Source organism: Mesobacillus campisalis (assembly GCF_000986785.1).
GTDB lineage: Bacteria > Bacillota > Bacilli > Bacillales > Cytobacillaceae > Mesobacillus_B > Mesobacillus_B campisalis.
Genome location: NZ_LAYY01000001.1, coordinates 1 through 15,970 on the forward strand (window position 1 = coordinate 1; position 15,970 = coordinate 15,970).

At 46.9% G+C, this 15,970-nt stretch carries 14 protein-coding genes; 8 read left to right on the forward strand and 6 right to left on the reverse strand.

Annotated elements, in window-relative coordinates:
- Positions 1 to 25 precede the first annotated feature (25 nt).
- Positions 26 to 943 (reverse strand): ArsR/SmtB family transcription factor, encoded by a 918-nt coding sequence (locus tag WQ57_RS00005; protein WP_046521665.1) that lies wholly within the window; start codon positions 941 to 943, stop codon positions 26 to 28.
- 187 nt (positions 944 to 1,130) lie between these two features.
- On the opposite strand from WQ57_RS00005, the gene WQ57_RS00010 reads away from it, so the two are divergent.
- The 5 genes from WQ57_RS00010 (at position 1,131) to WQ57_RS00030 (ending at position 5,730) form a co-directional block, all read left to right on the forward strand.
- Entirely contained in the window at positions 1,131 to 1,922 is a 792-nt protein-coding gene (locus WQ57_RS00010; protein ID WP_084820084.1) for an HAD-IIB family hydrolase, read from the forward strand.
- 60 nt (positions 1,923 to 1,982) lie between these two features.
- Positions 1,983 to 2,177 carry an IDEAL domain-containing protein gene (locus WQ57_RS00015; RefSeq protein ID WP_046521667.1) on the forward strand — a complete coding sequence of 65 codons (195 nt, stop codon included), beginning with the start codon at positions 1,983 to 1,985 and terminating at the stop codon, positions 2,175 to 2,177.
- Between the two features lie 146 nt (positions 2,178 to 2,323).
- Positions 2,324 to 3,280: an ABC transporter ATP-binding protein gene (locus WQ57_RS00020; RefSeq protein WP_046522001.1), complete on the forward strand. Its 957-nt coding sequence runs from the start codon at positions 2,324 to 2,326 to the stop codon at positions 3,278 to 3,280.
- Positions 3,273 to 4,790 carry an osmoprotectant update ABC transporter permease/substrate-binding subunit OpuFB gene (gene opuFB, locus WQ57_RS00025; RefSeq protein WP_046521668.1) on the forward strand — a complete coding sequence of 506 codons (1,518 nt, stop codon included), beginning with the start codon at positions 3,273 to 3,275 and terminating at the stop codon, positions 4,788 to 4,790. Before WQ57_RS00020 ends, opuFB begins: the two co-directional genes overlap by 8 nt.
- A gap of 85 nt (positions 4,791 to 4,875) precedes the next feature.
- The gene (locus WQ57_RS00030; RefSeq protein WP_046521669.1) at positions 4,876 to 5,730 is read left to right on the forward strand and encodes a nitroreductase family protein; all 855 of its coding nucleotides are present in this window, start codon (positions 4,876 to 4,878) and stop codon (positions 5,728 to 5,730) included.
- A 36-nt stretch (positions 5,731 to 5,766) separates the two neighbouring features.
- On the opposite strand, the gene WQ57_RS00035 is transcribed toward WQ57_RS00030, so the two are convergent.
- Complete coding sequence (locus WQ57_RS00035) at positions 5,767 to 6,747, reverse strand: NAD(P)H-dependent flavin oxidoreductase (protein WP_046521670.1); 981 nt, start codon at positions 6,745 to 6,747, stop codon at positions 5,767 to 5,769.
- 254 nt (positions 6,748 to 7,001) lie between these two features.
- Here WQ57_RS00035 and WQ57_RS27270 point away from each other — a divergent pair, with 254 nt between their 5' ends.
- Positions 7,002 to 7,133, forward strand: a complete 132-nt coding sequence (locus WQ57_RS27270) for a hypothetical protein (RefSeq protein WP_277620263.1) — start codon at positions 7,002 to 7,004, stop codon at positions 7,131 to 7,133.
- A 224-nt stretch (positions 7,134 to 7,357) separates the two neighbouring features.
- Here WQ57_RS27270 and WQ57_RS00040 read toward each other — a convergent pair whose 3' ends face one another.
- On the reverse strand, positions 7,358 to 8,155 hold the full coding sequence (locus tag WQ57_RS00040) for an EcsC family protein (RefSeq protein WP_046521671.1): 798 nt from the start codon (positions 8,153 to 8,155) through the stop codon (positions 7,358 to 7,360).
- 243 nt (positions 8,156 to 8,398) lie between these two features.
- On the opposite strand from WQ57_RS00040, the gene WQ57_RS00045 reads away from it, so the two are divergent.
- Entirely contained in the window at positions 8,399 to 9,052 is a 654-nt protein-coding gene (locus tag WQ57_RS00045; RefSeq protein WP_277620266.1) for a DsbA family oxidoreductase, read from the forward strand.
- Positions 9,053 to 9,118: 66 nt separating this feature from the next.
- Here WQ57_RS00045 and WQ57_RS00050 read toward each other — a convergent pair whose 3' ends face one another.
- Genes WQ57_RS00050 through WQ57_RS00060 form a run of 3 tightly spaced genes read right to left on the reverse strand, consistent with a single transcriptional unit; the run spans position 9,119 to position 14,159 of the window.
- Complete coding sequence (locus WQ57_RS00050) at positions 9,119 to 10,372, reverse strand: exo-beta-N-acetylmuramidase NamZ family protein (protein WP_046521673.1); 1,254 nt, start codon at positions 10,370 to 10,372, stop codon at positions 9,119 to 9,121.
- Between the two features lie 24 nt (positions 10,373 to 10,396).
- Positions 10,397 to 12,454, reverse strand: coding sequence for a glycoside hydrolase family 3 protein (locus WQ57_RS00055; RefSeq protein ID WP_046521674.1), 2,058 nt, complete (start codon positions 12,452 to 12,454; stop codon positions 10,397 to 10,399).
- Between the two features lie 19 nt (positions 12,455 to 12,473).
- The gene (locus WQ57_RS00060) at positions 12,474 to 14,159 is read right to left on the reverse strand and encodes a serine hydrolase domain-containing protein (protein ID WP_084820086.1); all 1,686 of its coding nucleotides are present in this window, start codon (positions 14,157 to 14,159) and stop codon (positions 12,474 to 12,476) included.
- 344 nt (positions 14,160 to 14,503) lie between these two features.
- On the opposite strand from WQ57_RS00060, the gene nagE reads away from it, so the two are divergent.
- Positions 14,504 to 15,958: an N-acetylglucosamine-specific PTS transporter subunit IIBC gene (gene nagE, locus WQ57_RS00065; RefSeq protein ID WP_046521675.1), complete on the forward strand. Its 1,455-nt coding sequence runs from the start codon at positions 14,504 to 14,506 to the stop codon at positions 15,956 to 15,958.
- The last annotated feature ends 12 nt before the right edge of the window (positions 15,959 to 15,970 follow it).

Genomic DNA, 15,970 nt, shown 5'->3' on the forward strand with positions numbered 1-15,970 from the left:
AAAAAACACTTCCTTGAGGAAGTGTTTAAGCATGCTTTGAATACTTTATTTTCATGATAAGATCCTGTTCATAATTGCCAAACTTTGAACCGAACAAGTTGATGCCGCCAGCATTTACTGCATCTTTCTTCACACCTATTTTCAGGGAAATATAAGGTTTCTCGAGCAGCTTCAGCTGATCGATGGTCATATCGGAGATTTTATAGCCATCAATAAAGCTTCCTTCTCGGTTCACTTTCCATTTCTTTAAAAGGCCATACTGGGTATTATGGGTTTCCCACCAGCTTGGAGTTAAAAACCCTCTTTCCCCCCCGAAATCACCCGGTGAGGTCCAGTCCCCCAGCTCTTCTTCATTAATCCAGCAGCTGATGTCAGACGGCCAGTCCACTTTGTGGTAAGGTGCTTCCGAGCACAGTTCCAGGGAAAAGCTCAGTTCTTCAACGCTGACCCCATACGGAATTCGATTGGGAAAATGATATTCCACAAAACCGGAACGGAACCAAATTAACTGGGCACTTTTTCTTTCAGGCTCATAAAAAGAACGCGGGTCATCAATCATATGAATGATCTCCCCATCCCCCACAAGGCCGCATGATGGCTCGACCTCACAGGTGACATACTCCCCGATTCCCATCTCAAATGTAATACAATCTTCGCTTTTTGGTTTTTGTTCTTCCAAATTGATGATAACCCTGTCATATAATTTTGTATTGATTTTTTGGCTGCCCCGGCCCGGCACCATTTCTGTTGCAATCAAACCCGCTTCTTCAAGCTTTTTTACGTTGGCAGCTGCAGTGGAGAATGGAACATTCAGTCTTTCCGCCAATTCATTGACGTTTTTCGGTCCTTCTGTAAGGATTTTCACGATTTCCATCCGTTGTTCATTTGCCAGTGTTTTACAAATTTCCAGTGCTTCATGCAACGTCAGTTGTAATGTTCTCACATATTCCCCTACTTTATTACAATTTTTATCGTTATAAAGATTATCTTAAATTCGCACGATAATGTCAAGCTGCATTGATGCCCTATCATTTCCCTCATTAAAAAGCATACACTCCATAAGAAAATGAATTACACCTTTTAATAAAGGGGTAAAGAATAATCATAAATACAAAATCAAGAGGAGTTTGATGATGGCTTTTTATATGTTTGATGTGGACGGAGTATTAACGGATGAACTGGCACGGCCTGACGATGAGGTTCTTCGGTTAATTGAGAAGCTGAACGAACAGGAAGAGCAGCTGGCTTTCATAACCGGCCGCTCCCGCCAATGGCTGGCGGAGAGTGTATTCACAAAAATTGATCCCTCCCAGGACTGGTCGGACCTATATTGTGTGGCAGAACATGGAGCCATTAAAGGAAAAGGACTCAACATAGAAACATGGAAGCTTGACCAGGAATTTGTCATCCCTGACGAAATAAAGGACGAACTCTATAAAGTCAGCGAGAACCAGGAGTTTAAGGGTCTGATAGAATGGGATGATACAAAAGAATCAATGGGAACAGTCGAATCGGTCCATGGAGAAGCTGGGGACGACGTTCATCTTGAAAAAACAAGAGAAGCGTTGAGAAAGTACGCAGAAAAAGCCGGAGAGATTGCCGGAAAGCATAATAAAAAGGTTGTGGTCTCCACTTATGGGGTCGATGTCACCCCGCCGAACCTGTCGAAGAAAATTGGTGCCAAATGGGTACTCGCTGAAATTTCATTTGAACAGCAGCCTGTGTATGTGTTTGGAGACAGCAAAAGCGACCTTGTAATGGCGGAAACAGCAATAGATTGCGGCGCAAAGGAGGTCACCTTCTTTTGGGTTGGAGATGGCGGGATTCCAAAGGGCGGTACGCACGAAATACAATCAAAACATTCGACTGAGCCATTCGCCGCCGGAACTAAAGAATTCTTGAAAAAACTTTTATCAAATTAAATAGATTGAATATTTTTAAAATGATGAGTATAATAGAAAAAAGGTCAAGGAGTGATAGGGATGGATGAAAAGACACTTTATTTGCCGCAGCCTGAGGGAAGCATTGCCGATTCATTGGTAGCTGAAATGGTGTTAGAAAAAGCCCTGCTTAAGTTCCGTAAAGAGAAAATCCAACAGCAAATCGACCAGGCCTTATCAGAGAAAAACAAAGAAGAGTTTATGCGACTTACGGAAAAATTAAAGACTATCTCCTAAAAGTAAAATATTTTCAAGCGCCGGAGCCTATTCCAATCCCCTGGAATGGGCTCCTTTATTTATTATCCAACTCTTTTGATTGGAGTTCACATCGATACTTGTTTATAATTGTGAACCAAGAAAAGCCGGGGAGTGAACAGGCACCAATGATCACATTCAATCATGTAACAAAAAGCTATTCTCAGGGGACCAAGGCTGTTGATTCCATCTCTTTCGAAATCAAAAAAGGGGAATTTTTTGTCCTGATCGGACCAAGCGGCTGCGGAAAAACCACTTCTTTAAAAATGATTAATCGCCTGATTCCATTATCAGATGGAACCATTTATATCAATGGAAAGAGAATTTCTGATTATGAAGTCAACGAATTGCGCTGGAATATTGGCTATGTGCTCCAGCAAATTGCATTGTTTCCCCATATGACAATAGAAGAAAATATTGCGGTGGTTCCCGAAATGAAGGGCTGGAGTGCGGAAAAAATCAAAACCCGTGTGACCGAGCTTTTGGAAATGGTCGGCCTTGACCCTGACACCTACCGAAACCGGAAACCGAGCCAGCTTTCAGGCGGTGAACAGCAGCGGGTTGGCGTCATCAGGGCCCTTGCTGCAGACCCGGATATCATCCTGATGGACGAGCCATTCAGCGCGCTTGACCCTATCAGCCGCGAGAAACTGCAGGACGACATCATCCATTTGCAAAAAACGATTCGAAAAACGATTGTCTTTGTCACACATGATATGCAGGAAGCCATCAAGCTGGCGGACCGCATTTGCCTTATGAAAGACGGGAAAATTGTCCAGCTTGGGACTCCCGAAGAAATCATGAACCATCCTGCCAATGACTTTGTTCGCGACTTTGTCGGTTCGAAAAAGTCCGGGGGCGATTTCAACCTGGAGGAATTCCTAAGACCGTTGGATGAACAAGACCGTTCCCCTGCTGCCATCCTCCCTGCCACTGCAAGTTTGGAAGAAGTAGCAAGGCAGCTATCCACCTATGAAGAGCTGCATGTCGAAAAAAACGGCCAGATCATTGGCATGGTCAATCGGCAAATGATTGTCCAATATTTTTCACAGCACCTGGAGGAAAGAGGGACCTCTCATGTATAACATCATGGAAGTTTTTCAGAATCGGCAGGATCAACTATTTCAGGCTTTGTTCGAGCATATTCAAATTTCATTTGCGGCTCTCTTGTTTGCAGTGCTAATCGCCATTCCGCTTGGCATTTATTTAACACGAAAAAAGAAAATGGCCGAGGGCATCATCGGCACCACGGCCGTGCTGCAGACCATCCCTTCCCTCGCGCTGCTAGGTCTTTTCATTCCATTATTTGGAATCGGGAAAATCCCTGCAATCATCGCCCTTGTCATCTATGCGCTCCTGCCGATTCTCCGGAATACATATACAGGCATCAAGGAAGTGGATCCGTCATTGATCGAAGCGGCGATGGCGATGGGAATGAATACACGCAGGAGGCTGCTTAAGGTGGAATTGCCGCTGGCAATGCCTGTCATCATGGCCGGCATCCGCACAGCGATGGTGCTGATTGTCGGAACAGCAACCATTGCCGCCCTAATCGGTGCTGGCGGTTTGGGTGATATTATTCTTTTGGGAATTGACCGGAATAATACATCGCTCATAATCCTCGGAGCAATTCCAGCCGCGCTTTTGGCCATTGTCTTTGACCTCCTTCTGCGTAAACTGGAGAAGCTCAGCTACAGGCAGTCGCTGATGACCATTTCCGCCATTGCTGTACTCGCTCTGGCCATCACTATCGGCCCCAGCCTGTTTAAAGGCCAGGATGAAACCATCGTGATTGGTGGAAAGCTTGGCACAGAGCCCGAGATTTTAATCAATATGTATAAATTAATGATAGAAGAAGAAACAGATTTGAAAGTTGAATTAAAACCCAGTCTGGGAAAAACCTCCTTCCTGTTCAATGCACTGCAAACAGAAAGCATAGATATTTACCCTGAATTTACCGGAACCGCAATCTCACAATTCTTAAACACAACAGCAGTAAGCAATGACCGGCAGGAAGTGTACAAACAGGCTAGGGACGGCCTGGCCAAACAGTTTGATTTAGCGCTGCTGAATCCGATGCAATTTAACAATACGTATGCCCTAGCCGTGCCAGCGGCTTTTGCCCAGGAGCACCAGCTAGAAACCATCTCCGATCTCCACGCGGTGGAAAACCAGATAAAAGCCGGATTTACACTGGAGTTTTCCGACCGGGAAGATGGGTACCTTGGCATCAAGAAATTATATGGCCTTGAGTTTCCAAGCTTGGCCACAATGGAGCCCAAGCTGCGCTACACAGCGGTCGAGCAAGGGGAAATCAACCTTATGGACGCCTATTCCACCGACAGCGAAATCAGGCGGTACAATTTAAAAGTACTTGAAGATGACAAGGAACTTTTCCCTCCCTACCAGGGAGCACCGCTGCTGAGGGCGGAAACCGCCGAAGAATATCCGGAACTCGTTGATGCACTCAATCAGCTGGAAGGAAAAATCACGGATGACGAGATGCGCGAGATGAACTACCAGGTAGCAGTGGAAGGAAGAAGTGCCGAGGAAGTTGCCATGGAGTACCTAAAGAGCGAAGGATTGGTGGATTAATCTTCAGGCCGGTTCTTTTACAGAACCGGCCTTCATCTATTCTGGAATTATAAAGCAAAAGCAGTTTTATAAGAGGGGTGAAACAATGAATTCACTTATCGAAAGTATGCGTACCCGGCAATCTGTCAGAACGTATGAAACTCAGAAGCTTTCGGAACATGACCTTGCCCAAATTAATGCCTATATCACGGAGGAACAAAATCTGGTTGGCCCGTTTGGCGGCAAAGGAAAAATTGACTTTGTACTAATCAAAAATAATGTAACAGACAAAGGCATCAAGCTGGGAACCTACGGATTTATTAAAAATCCTCAAGGCTACCTGGTGGGTTCGGCGAAGAATGAGAAATATGCCCTTGTGGAATATGCCTACATTTTCCATCGTGCTATTTTATATGCGGTCCAGCTGGGGCTGGGCACCTGCTGGATGGGCGGAACCTTTAACAGGAATTCATTTGAAAAAGAAATTGTATTAGGAGAAGATGAATTCATTCCCTGCGTGACACCGCTTGGCTACCCCAAAGGAAAACAGCGAGTCTTTGACAGGGCACTGAGGATGGTCGTCAAAGCAGACAATAAAAAACCTTGGGACCAGCTTTTTTACAATGGAACGTTTGAAAAACCATTACCAAAAGAGATTGCCGGAGGGCTGGAGGTTCCGATTGAAATGGTGCGGCTCGGTCCTTCTGCATCCAACAAACAGCCTTGGAGGCTGCTCCTGTCAGAGGACCAAAAATCATGCCATTTTTATATCGAACATACCCCCAACTACAGCTCAGGCTTGGGTTACGATATGCAGCTGCTCGATATGGGGATTGCGATGTGCCAGTTCGAACTGGCTTGCATGGAGCTTGGTATCGCCGGGAAATGGCTGATTGAAGACCCGCAATTGGCATTTATAAGCGGGAACACTGAGTATATCGTCAGCTGGAAAATGGCTTAAAAAAATCCGTCCGGGTTGCCGGACGGATTTCTTTGCTTATACAGCGGCAAATGCCTGGCTGGTTTTAATCAGGTTTTCCCTTGCTGCATTATACTCGGTGCGGAGTTTCTCTACATAATCTGCTGTACTGCTTACTTCTTTAATTGCGCCAATCCCCTGGCCGCTTCCCCAAATATCCTTCCATGCCTTTGCCTTGCTCTCTCCGCCAAAGTTCATGGAGGATGGATCACTTGAAGGAAGAGCTTCAGGATCCAGGCCTGCTTTGCGAATGGAGGAAGCGAGGTAATTTCCATGCACTCCTGTGAAAAGATTGCTGTAAACAATGTCATCCGATGTGCTGTCAACAATCGCTTGCTTGTACTCTTCCACTGCTCGTGCTTCGTGGGTCGCAATGAATGGCGAGCCGATGTAGCCGAAATCCGCACCCATAGCTTGTGCGGCGAGAACCGCGCTGCCAGTCGCAATCGAGCCAGACAAGGCAAGCGGTCCATCGAACCATTGGCGGATTTCCTGGATCAGCGCAAATGGGCTCTTGTCGCCGGCATGGCCGCCTGCACCGGCGGCGACGGCAACTAGCCCGTCCGCTCCCTTTTCAATCGCCTTGTGAGCGAACTTGTTGTTGATCACATCATGTAAAACGACGGCGCCATAACTGTGCGCAGCGACATTGATTTCCTCTCTTGCGCCAAGGGACGAGATGATAATCGGCACTTTGTACTTGATGCACATTTCCATATCGTGTTCGAGACGGTCATTCGATTTATGGACGATCTGGTTGATGGCGAATGGTGCGGCTGGCCGATCCGGATTTTTGGCATCGTAAGCAGCGAGCTCTTCAGTAATTTCTGCAAGCCATTCATCCAGCTGCGAAGCCGGCCTGGCATTCAGGGCTGGCATGGACCCGACTATTCCCGCTTTGCACTGCTCAATGACCAATCTTGGATTGCTGATAATAAACATTGGCGCTGCAATAACCGGGATGCTCATGCCCTTAAAAACAGACGGAACTTTTGACATATGTACGATTCTCCCCCATTCATCTTCCCAATTGTAAGCGTTGACATATTTTAAACTTACAGCAGTTCCCAGGGATGCGTCAAGTCTTTATTCTGAAATTATAAAGAAGTGAAATAATTCATTGGAAATATCTTATTAATGTAGCTAAAGAATTATGTTGATAAACTCATTTCATGTCTGGCCTGTGTATATTTTCTTATGACTTCCCCAAACTAACGAAGGAATGAAACTTCAATGGAAATGGGGCATACGACATGGATGAAAGAAAAGCAAGCTACCCGAACGTACAGCTAAAAGGAAAAAGGAACAATCAAAAAGGCGAAACCGACTCGGAAGTGCTGCGTTACGGCCAAAAAGGACCAGGGCAGAACAGCAAAAGCCAGTAACAATGAAAAAGGCAGCTAAAAACTGCCTTTTTTGGGTTTATAAACGTAATTTGTTACAAAAATGCCCGTTCATATACCTGGTAAGGGTACTTTGCAGGAATAAAATCGCAAAATTGAGATTTTATTCCCCCTAAGCTCTGATTTATTCCCCCTAAGAAGCCATTTATTCCCCTAAGGACTGCTATATTCCCCCTACAGGGAAAAAAGCCCCTCGCACACCGGTTTTATTCCCCCTTCAGCCGTTCCAATATCCTTCTCTTCTGGTACAGCATGGTCCCAGTCTCAGCCAGGTCGCTGACCATTGACCGGTTTGCGAATGCCCCAAAGAGGATTCCTGCGATAGGCACCATCTGCAGAAGCTTCTTCCATCCAAACTGCTCGGTGAAGGTAATGGTTACTTCGCGCCAGCCTTGCAGCTGTGATAGGATTTCCCGGGATCCCCTTTCACTGTTGTCGAATTGGGACAGTTCATTCAGGATTGCCTGCTTGCCGACCACATCAGCGGATGAAAACTGTAAACATTTGATGATAAACACTCTTTCGCGCTTATCCTTCGGGTCATAGCCGTGGATGATGGCAATATCCTGAAGCGTTTTTAACGAAAGTCCCAATATAGCAGGAATATCGATCGCGAGCGTAAAAATGCCGCCAATTCCTGTACTGGCACCTTGTATGGCAGCGGCCTTCTTCCGCTGTGCGGCCAGGTCAAGGGAAGATTGTTTCATCACCTCAATCGGGATGTCCTGCAAATCCTCCAGTTGGCCAATAACCCTGCCTGTCTTCTTTTCAATAAATCGAAAAACATTTTTCTCATTGGATAAATATTGCCCTCCGGATTGAAGATAACTTCCAAGCTCGTCCAGCAGGTTTCCGATTTTGTCCTGGACAAATTTCGGAGTCAACTTATCGAGCATCTTGAAAGGAAGCCGGGTGAGACGTTCCCAAAACCAAAGTCCTTTCTGGTCTTTTTCCCATTTCTCAATTTTTTTCAGCTCCGCTAATAATTGTTCGTTTGATTCCAACCCTTATCCCCCGCCCGTCCTTTTTTATTCCTATTATTAACGACTCAGCTCATGTGAAAGTTTCAAGTTTTTAGTTGAACTCTTACATTATAAAAAAAATCCTGGGGAGGAACAATCTCCTGCCTTCAAGCACATTGCGTGTTAAACCTGCGGGTAAACGTTATACTAAAGAAGAAATTGTACTTGGAGGGATTTTGTATGCGCATTGAAATGTGGACAGACTTTGCTTGACCATTCTGCTATATTGGCAAAAAGCGTCTGGAGGACGCTATTCAGAAGATTGACCACCCAATTGAAGTAACCTATCGAAGCTTTGAATTGGATCCAACCAGTGGCCGGGATATAAAAGAAAGTATGTACGAAATGCTGTCGAAAAAATACGGCATGAGCATTGCACAGGCAAAAGCCAATACGCAAAATATGGTTCAGATGGCAAAGGAAGTAGGAATTGACTTTCAATTCGACACACTCCAATTAACCAACACCTTTGATGCCCACCGATTGACCATGTTCGCGAAAACCCAGGGCTTGATGAAAGAAATGACCGACCGGATTCTATATGCCTACTTCACCGAATCCAAGCATATTGGCGACCATGAAACCTTAACGGAGCTCGCAGTTGAAGTCGGCCTTGACCGCGATGCAGTTGCCGGCATGCTCGCAAATGGCGATTTGACCGATGAAGTGCGCATGGATGAAAACGCCGCTAGGAAATATGGCGTTACTGGTGTTCCGTTCTTTTTAATCAATCAAAAATATGCTCTCACTGGCGCCCAGCCAACCGAGGTTTTTGTCGAGGCGCTTGAAAAGATTATCGCTGAAGATGAGGTTACTGGATTAAACAGTGAAGATGGCGACGCATGCAGCGATGATGGCTGTGAAGTGCCAAAGAAATAATCGGCGTTCACGGGAACCATTTTAATAAATCAAAGAGGCAGTCGATGACTGCCTCTTTCTAGTTCCCTAATATAACAGATACTGCTCTCTCACTTCCATGAATTCCTCAAGTCCTGGCTGCCACTCGGCCTTCATTTCTTCAACCGATTTGCCTGCCTGTATGCCTGCCCGGATGCTGCCATTGCCGACAAGCTGGTCGAAGAAAGAAACACCAGCACTGTTAGGGGCACGGAACTGGAAGTCATTAGGATACATGTCGTGAATCGTTTCCACAATATACAAGCCTGTTTCAAATGGTTTAAAGGAGTTCCGGTTCGTTATATGGATCTGGACCCCATGGTTCAGTTTGTTCGCATTTTTGGAGAATGTTGGTGTAAAAGACGCCGCCCTGAATGTCACGCCAGGCAGATCATAAGAATTCAGCTTCGCCGCCAAATCGCTGCCGTTGATGAATGGTGCGCCAATCAATTCAAATGGTTTGGTTGTTCCACGGCCTTCTGACACATTTGCCGCCCCTTCAATCAGAGCTGCGCCAGGATAGACAAGAGCGGTCTCCAGGGTAGGCATGTTCGGGGACGGAAGCACAAAATGCAATGGTGTTTCATCATAATACATATTCCGCTTCCAGCCTTCCATCTCGACAACGGTCAAATCAGCGCCAATTTCAAATTCTTCATTAAAAAGCTTGGCCAGCTCGCCCACTGTCATCCCATGGCGTACTGGAATCGGATATTCCCCAATGAACGAGGAGTATTTATCCTCAAGTACCGGTCCCTCCACCTTTGTGCCGCCAATCGGATTCGGGCGGTCAAGGACAAGGATGGGAATATTGTTTTCTTTTGCTGCTTCCATCGCCAGCGCCATTGTGTAGATATAGGTGTAAAAGCGTGTTCCAACGTCCTGGATATCAAACAGCAGGACATCGACATTGCTGAGCATTTCAGGTGTAGGCTTTTTCGTCGCGCCGTATAAGCTGTAAACAGGAAGACCCGTTTTTTCATCGATATATTTTTCGACATATTGTCCTGCCTGGGCATCCCCGCGAACTCCATGCTCCGGACCATACATTGCCGTCAATTCGACATCGGGGTGATTGTAAAGTGTATCGACAATGCTGTTAAGCTCCTGGTCGACTCCAGTTGGGTTGGTAATGAGGCCGACCCGCTTCCCCTTAATCAAGTGAATCTCATCTTTCAGCAATACCTCCACGCCCAGACGAAATTTCCCGTTTTTCTTTGCTTTATCATTTTTTGCTCCGGCTGCTGTGAAAGAAGATAAAACCAGAGCCAGAACCAAAAATCCTGCAAGCCATTTTTTCAAAGTAAGCCCCTCCCTTTTTTAAATCTAATATTCCAACCCGTGCCCATAGCCAAATAATACGGAGCCATCCTGGCTGTAAATGGTGACTGGCAGTTTCCCTGCAGGACGATTCTTACCAAATATGGTCTCTACGGAGGCTTCAAAGCTCACCGGCCTGAATCCATACTGCGCAAGATAGGCATCGGCATCCGGATAGGCCATGATGTCATATGGATTGCGGATTCCGACGGCAATCACTGGTACATCAGTATCTACCAGCTGATTTGCCAGTCTCATCAAATTGCTGTTCGGCGACCGGCCGCTAACGTTTGAAGTGGAGGTCCCCAAAATGATTGCATCTGCCTTTTTCACCGAATCCAGCTGGGCGGCGGAAAGAGGAGCAGAAGCTGTGATGTACTCAACATTTCCGTGGTGTTTCTTCGCCTCCGCTGCAAGCAGATCCGCATTGGATCCTACCACCACAATCCGGTCTGAAGCCGCTGGCTGAAGTGGAAGGACAGAATTGTTTTTCACAAGTGTGATCGATTGGGCGGCCGCTTCCTTTTCAATGCTTTTATGCTCAGGAGAGCCGACTGCTTCTGCTGCTTTGGAAATCTTTTCTGTTAGGCTGAGTTCGGATTCAGCCTTGAGAATGCCGCGGTTTAATTTCAAGGTTAAGACCCGTTCAGCAGACTGTTCAATTCTTTCCATCGTAATTTCACCTGAGTTGACTGCAGCATATAGTCCCTCTGCCACTTGCTGGATGCCAACTGGCATAAGCAGGATATCCGCCCCTGCCTGGACCGCTCGAACAGCTGCTTCTACCGGGCCAAAATGGTCGGAAATTGCCTTCATATTCATGGCATCCGTCACAATGACACCTTCATATCCCATATCGTCACGCATCAGACTCGTCAATACTTTATGGGAAAGAGTTGCCGGGACGGCAATTTCCGATCCGTTCAATTTTGAAATGGCTTTTGTATCATCGATTTTTGGGAATGTCACATGGGCGGTCATAATCGCATCGATTCCCGCATCCATCGCCTGCTGGAATGGATATAATTCCACTTCCTTCAGCCGGTTGAGATCATGCGGTACAGAAGGCAGCCCGATATGGGAATCCACATCCGTGTCGCCATGCCCTGGGAAATGCTTGGCTGTTGCCGCCGTTCCTGTCTCCTGAAGCCCGCGGATATAAGCCTTTCCCAAATCTCCGACAAGCTCCGGGTTTTCTCCGAAGGAACGGACACCAATCACCGGATTGTCGGGATTATTGTTCACATCGAGCACAGGTGCGAAATTCATGTTGATGCCAAGTGCATTTAGCTCTTCCCCAATGGCTTTGCCTACCTTTTCCGCAAGTTCCCCGGAGCGTGCGGCACCTAGCGCCATATTGCCCGGGAAGTCTGTGCCCATCTGCAGGCGTGTCACGATACCGCCTTCCTGGTCGATGGAAATCAGCAATCCATATTTGTCTGCTGCCTGCTGGTAGGCGTCTACTAGCTTGACTGTTTGTTCAGTACTTACAGTGTTTTCACGGAATAAAATAACTCCGCCAAGATGATAGTCTTTTACTAGCTTGGATATTTCCTCATTCATGACGGTAACATTCTGGCCTTTCCAGGTTCGGAAGTCGGGCATCAGCATTTGGCCAACCTTTTCTTCCATGGTCATCTTGTTGACTGCCTGGCCGATAAGGTCATAGCGGGCACCCTCTTCTTTTTTCACCAGGATCTCACCCTGGTTCCCTTTATACTGGATTGAAATCCTGTCACTGAATGTGCCGTCACTGACCGATATTTTAGTGGTGCCATTTTGCCCCGACAGAGTGACTTCTCCCTCTTCGTTCACTGTGCCCACATTTTTATTGGACGATTTCCATGTCAGGTTTTCAGTAGCCAGCCGGAAACTGCCATCTTCTAGCACTTGCAAAGGATTTAATTTCAGCGTTTGCCCCTCGACTTCCCTTGTAACCTGTGGCACGTTCAAATCAATAACAAGGTCCTTCACTCCCGCTGGGGAGGCTGCTGCCCCGTAAAGCGGAATCCCTGTCAGCACGACGGCTGCGGCAATCAACGAAAAGAAAAATTTCCTGATCATATGCTTTTCTCTCCTGTCTTTAATAGTTTCTTAACTCCCAGTCATTCCTGGTAAAAGAAAGACCTTTGCCTGAGCTTAGTTCTGGTTCAAGAACATACATCCCGCGGCCATTTACTGATGAATCTGTTTGATAGACGAATCTTAGCTTGAGGGCCTCTTTTGGAATATCCAATTCAAACTTCTCCCAGCCGCTGCTTGCCCCCGTTAAGGATGCTAGCTGCTTCCAGCCGCCGTCCATCCATATTTCCACGTAACCATAATCAGCCTGGTTTTCAATCTGGTGCCAGGCGGCAAAAGACAGCTTATCGTCTTTTGTCAGGCTCAGATTTGCTTCCATGACCTTGTTCATACGGTCTCCGTAACCCGCAAACCAAGCAGCTTGGTTCCCGGGGATCGAGACAGGAATACTGTCGGCGACCTGTCTGGCAAACAATCTCCGTGTCTGGTTTGTCGACACCGTGCTTCTTGTCGGGTGGACACGGTTCGTCAGTAGAATCGCAACGGTTTTGTTGTTCGGACTCACGACGATGGAAGTCCCGGTATAACCAGTATGGCCAAAAGAATAGGTTCCTTCCGAGAGGGCGTCCATATACCAGCCTTGGCCAAGCTCCCAGCCAAGTCCATGATCATTGCCAGGAAATGCAGCATTCTGGTTTTCCAGCAAAAGCTTCACTGTTTCCGGTTTCAGGATTTGCTTTCCGCCGTATTTTCCTTCATTGATAAAAATATGGGCGAACTTCGCAAGATCACTGGCGGATGAAAAAACACCCGCATGTCCAGCAACGCCGTCAAGCGACCAGGCATTCTCATCATGTACTTCCCCCCATACGAGACCTCGCGCTGGTGTGGACTGATATTCCGTCGCCGCAATCCTTTGCTTCAGGGAGGCAGGCGGATTGTACATCGTATCCCTCATCCCGATCGGCTCTGTGAGATGTTCCCTGACAAACTCATCCTGACGCTGGCCCGAAAATATTTCGATCAATGCCCCAAGGGTAATCATGTTTAAATCGCTGTATTCATATTTTGTACCAGGAGGATTTTTTAATGGCTGCCTGAATACGATCTCCATTCTTTCTTCACGTGAATTCCCCTGCGCATAAAGCGGAATCCAGGCGGTAAAGCCGGAAGTATGAGTCAAAAGCTGGCGAATGGTTACATCTTGCTTGCCACCTGCTGAAAACTCGGGAATATACTTGGCAACCGGATCATCAAGCTGGAACTTTCCTTGTTCAAATAACTTCATGATGGCAGCAGAGGTAAAGATTTTACTTATTGATGCCAGGTCAAAAATGGTATCCTCCTGCATGACGACCGGCTCGTCCATCTCGGTCAGTTTTCCGTCAAGGTATCTTGCCGAATGCCCATACGCCTCATGCTTGACAACCGTTCCACCCCTTGCCACAAGGGCAACTGCACCTGGCATGACCCTTTCTGCTATGGCCTGGCTGAGCACCTGGTCGATTTTCCAAAGAGGCTCATCCATCATGCCCGCCCCTCTTGCCGAGCCGGGATGGAGGACGGGAGACACAGGCGGTACAGCGGAGTTCCATGTAAAAACAGGATGCGGGTTTCGGGCTGGAATGGTGACTTTATCTTTCTTTTCAATGGGTTGATTCATGGTTAAGCTGCCATTGGCGAAAACGGTGGACGTTCCAAGAAGAATGGTACAAACAGAAGTGAGCATGATTCTTTTGCCCTTCATAGGCCCTCCTCGAAAACTGGATTTTCAACAGCAAGCTTGAAAGTATTATGTATGGGGATGATAGCGCTTACCATTGATAGATTCAGCATATCGCGTTCTTCCATCTTCGTACATATCACCAAAGAACCATTACTTCCATTTTACTGGGAAATAAGTCATGAGGATTCGGAATTAATTTTTAAAACGTTTTAAGAAAATGTGAAATTTCATTTTAAAATTCGGTTGTTTTTTACTGCCAAGATGCTATGATAATAGATATAGAGAGGTTGTAAGCGCTTCACTGCAAAAGTACTAATTTATCGTTTTTTTATCTGGTTTTCATGAAAAAAGAAGGAAGGTGCATTATGAAAAACTATGTTCAGAGAATCGGCCGGTCGTTAATGCTTCCAGTTGCCGTCTTGCCTGCCGCAGCCATTTTGATGGGAATCGGCTACTGGATCGACCCTGCCGGCTGGGGTGCAGGAAGTCCTGCTGCTGCCTTTTTAATTAAAGCTGGTTCATCCATCATCGATAATATTCCCGTCCTTTTTGCCCTTGGTATTGCGCTCGGGATGGCGAAGCAAAAGGATGGGTCGGCTGCCCTGAGCGGACTGGTTGCCTATCTGGTGACAACCACCCTGCTGTCGACAGATTCAGTGGCGATGCTTCAGGGAATTCAGCCGGAGAATGTCGACCCGGCGTTTGCCAAAATTAAAAATGCGTTCGTCGGGATTCTTTCCGGTCTTATCGCCGCGTTGATGTACAACCGGTTCAGCCATGTCAAATTGCCGGACGCGCTGGCATTTTTCAGTGGAAAACGCCTCGTGCCGATCATGACCTCTCTCGCCATGCTGGTTGTCTCCGTTGTCCTGTTTTTTGTCTGGCCGGTCATTTTCACCGGATTGGTGTCTTTCGGGGAGTCCATCAGTAAGCTGGGAGCAGTTGGAGCAGGACTTTATGGCTTCTTTAACCGTCTGTTAATTCCAACAGGACTGCACCATGCTCTTAATTCCGTATTCTGGTTCGATGTCGCAGGAATCAATGATATCGGGAAATTCTGGTCTGGCGAAGGAACAAAGGGCGTGACTGGAATGTACCAGGCCGGGTTCTTCCCTGTCATGATGTTCGGCCTTCCGGCTGCCGGTCTCGCCATGTACCATACCGCAAAAACAAAAAGGAAGAAGCAAACGGCCTCACTCATGATGGCAGCCGGGTTTGCTGCCTTCCTGACAGGTGTAACAGAGCCGCTTGAGTTTGCCTTCATGTTCCTGGCTCCGATGCTTTATCTTGTCCATGCGGTACTGACTGGCATTTCCTTGTTCATTGCCGCAACGTTCAACTGGACGGCGGGCTTTGGCTTTAGTGCTGGACTGATCGACTTTATTTTAAGCTCCAGGCTCCCAATGGCCAATCACCCTTATATGCTTCTCCTGCAAGGCCTCGGTTTCGCGGTGGTTTATTATGTGATTTTCCGTTTCATCATTACCAAATTCAACTTGAAAACTCCAGGCCGTGAGGAGGATACAGAGGAAGAGGCGGAAACAGAGGGAAGAGTTTTTGCCGAAGACCGCTTTGCTGTGTTGGCTGAAAATATCTATGCCGGACTGGGCGGAGATGATAATGTTGTTTCTGTTGACAATTGTGTCACACGCTTAAGAGTGGAAGTCAAAAATATGGACGCCGTCGATAAAAACAGGATCAAAACTTCAGGAGTACCTGGAATCAATGTGGTTGGTCCGCATAACATCCAGGTGGTTGTCGGCCCCCAGGTTCAATTTGTGGCGGATGAAGTGGATAAGATTAGGAAAAGAAAGAAGTGAAAAAAAAGCCAG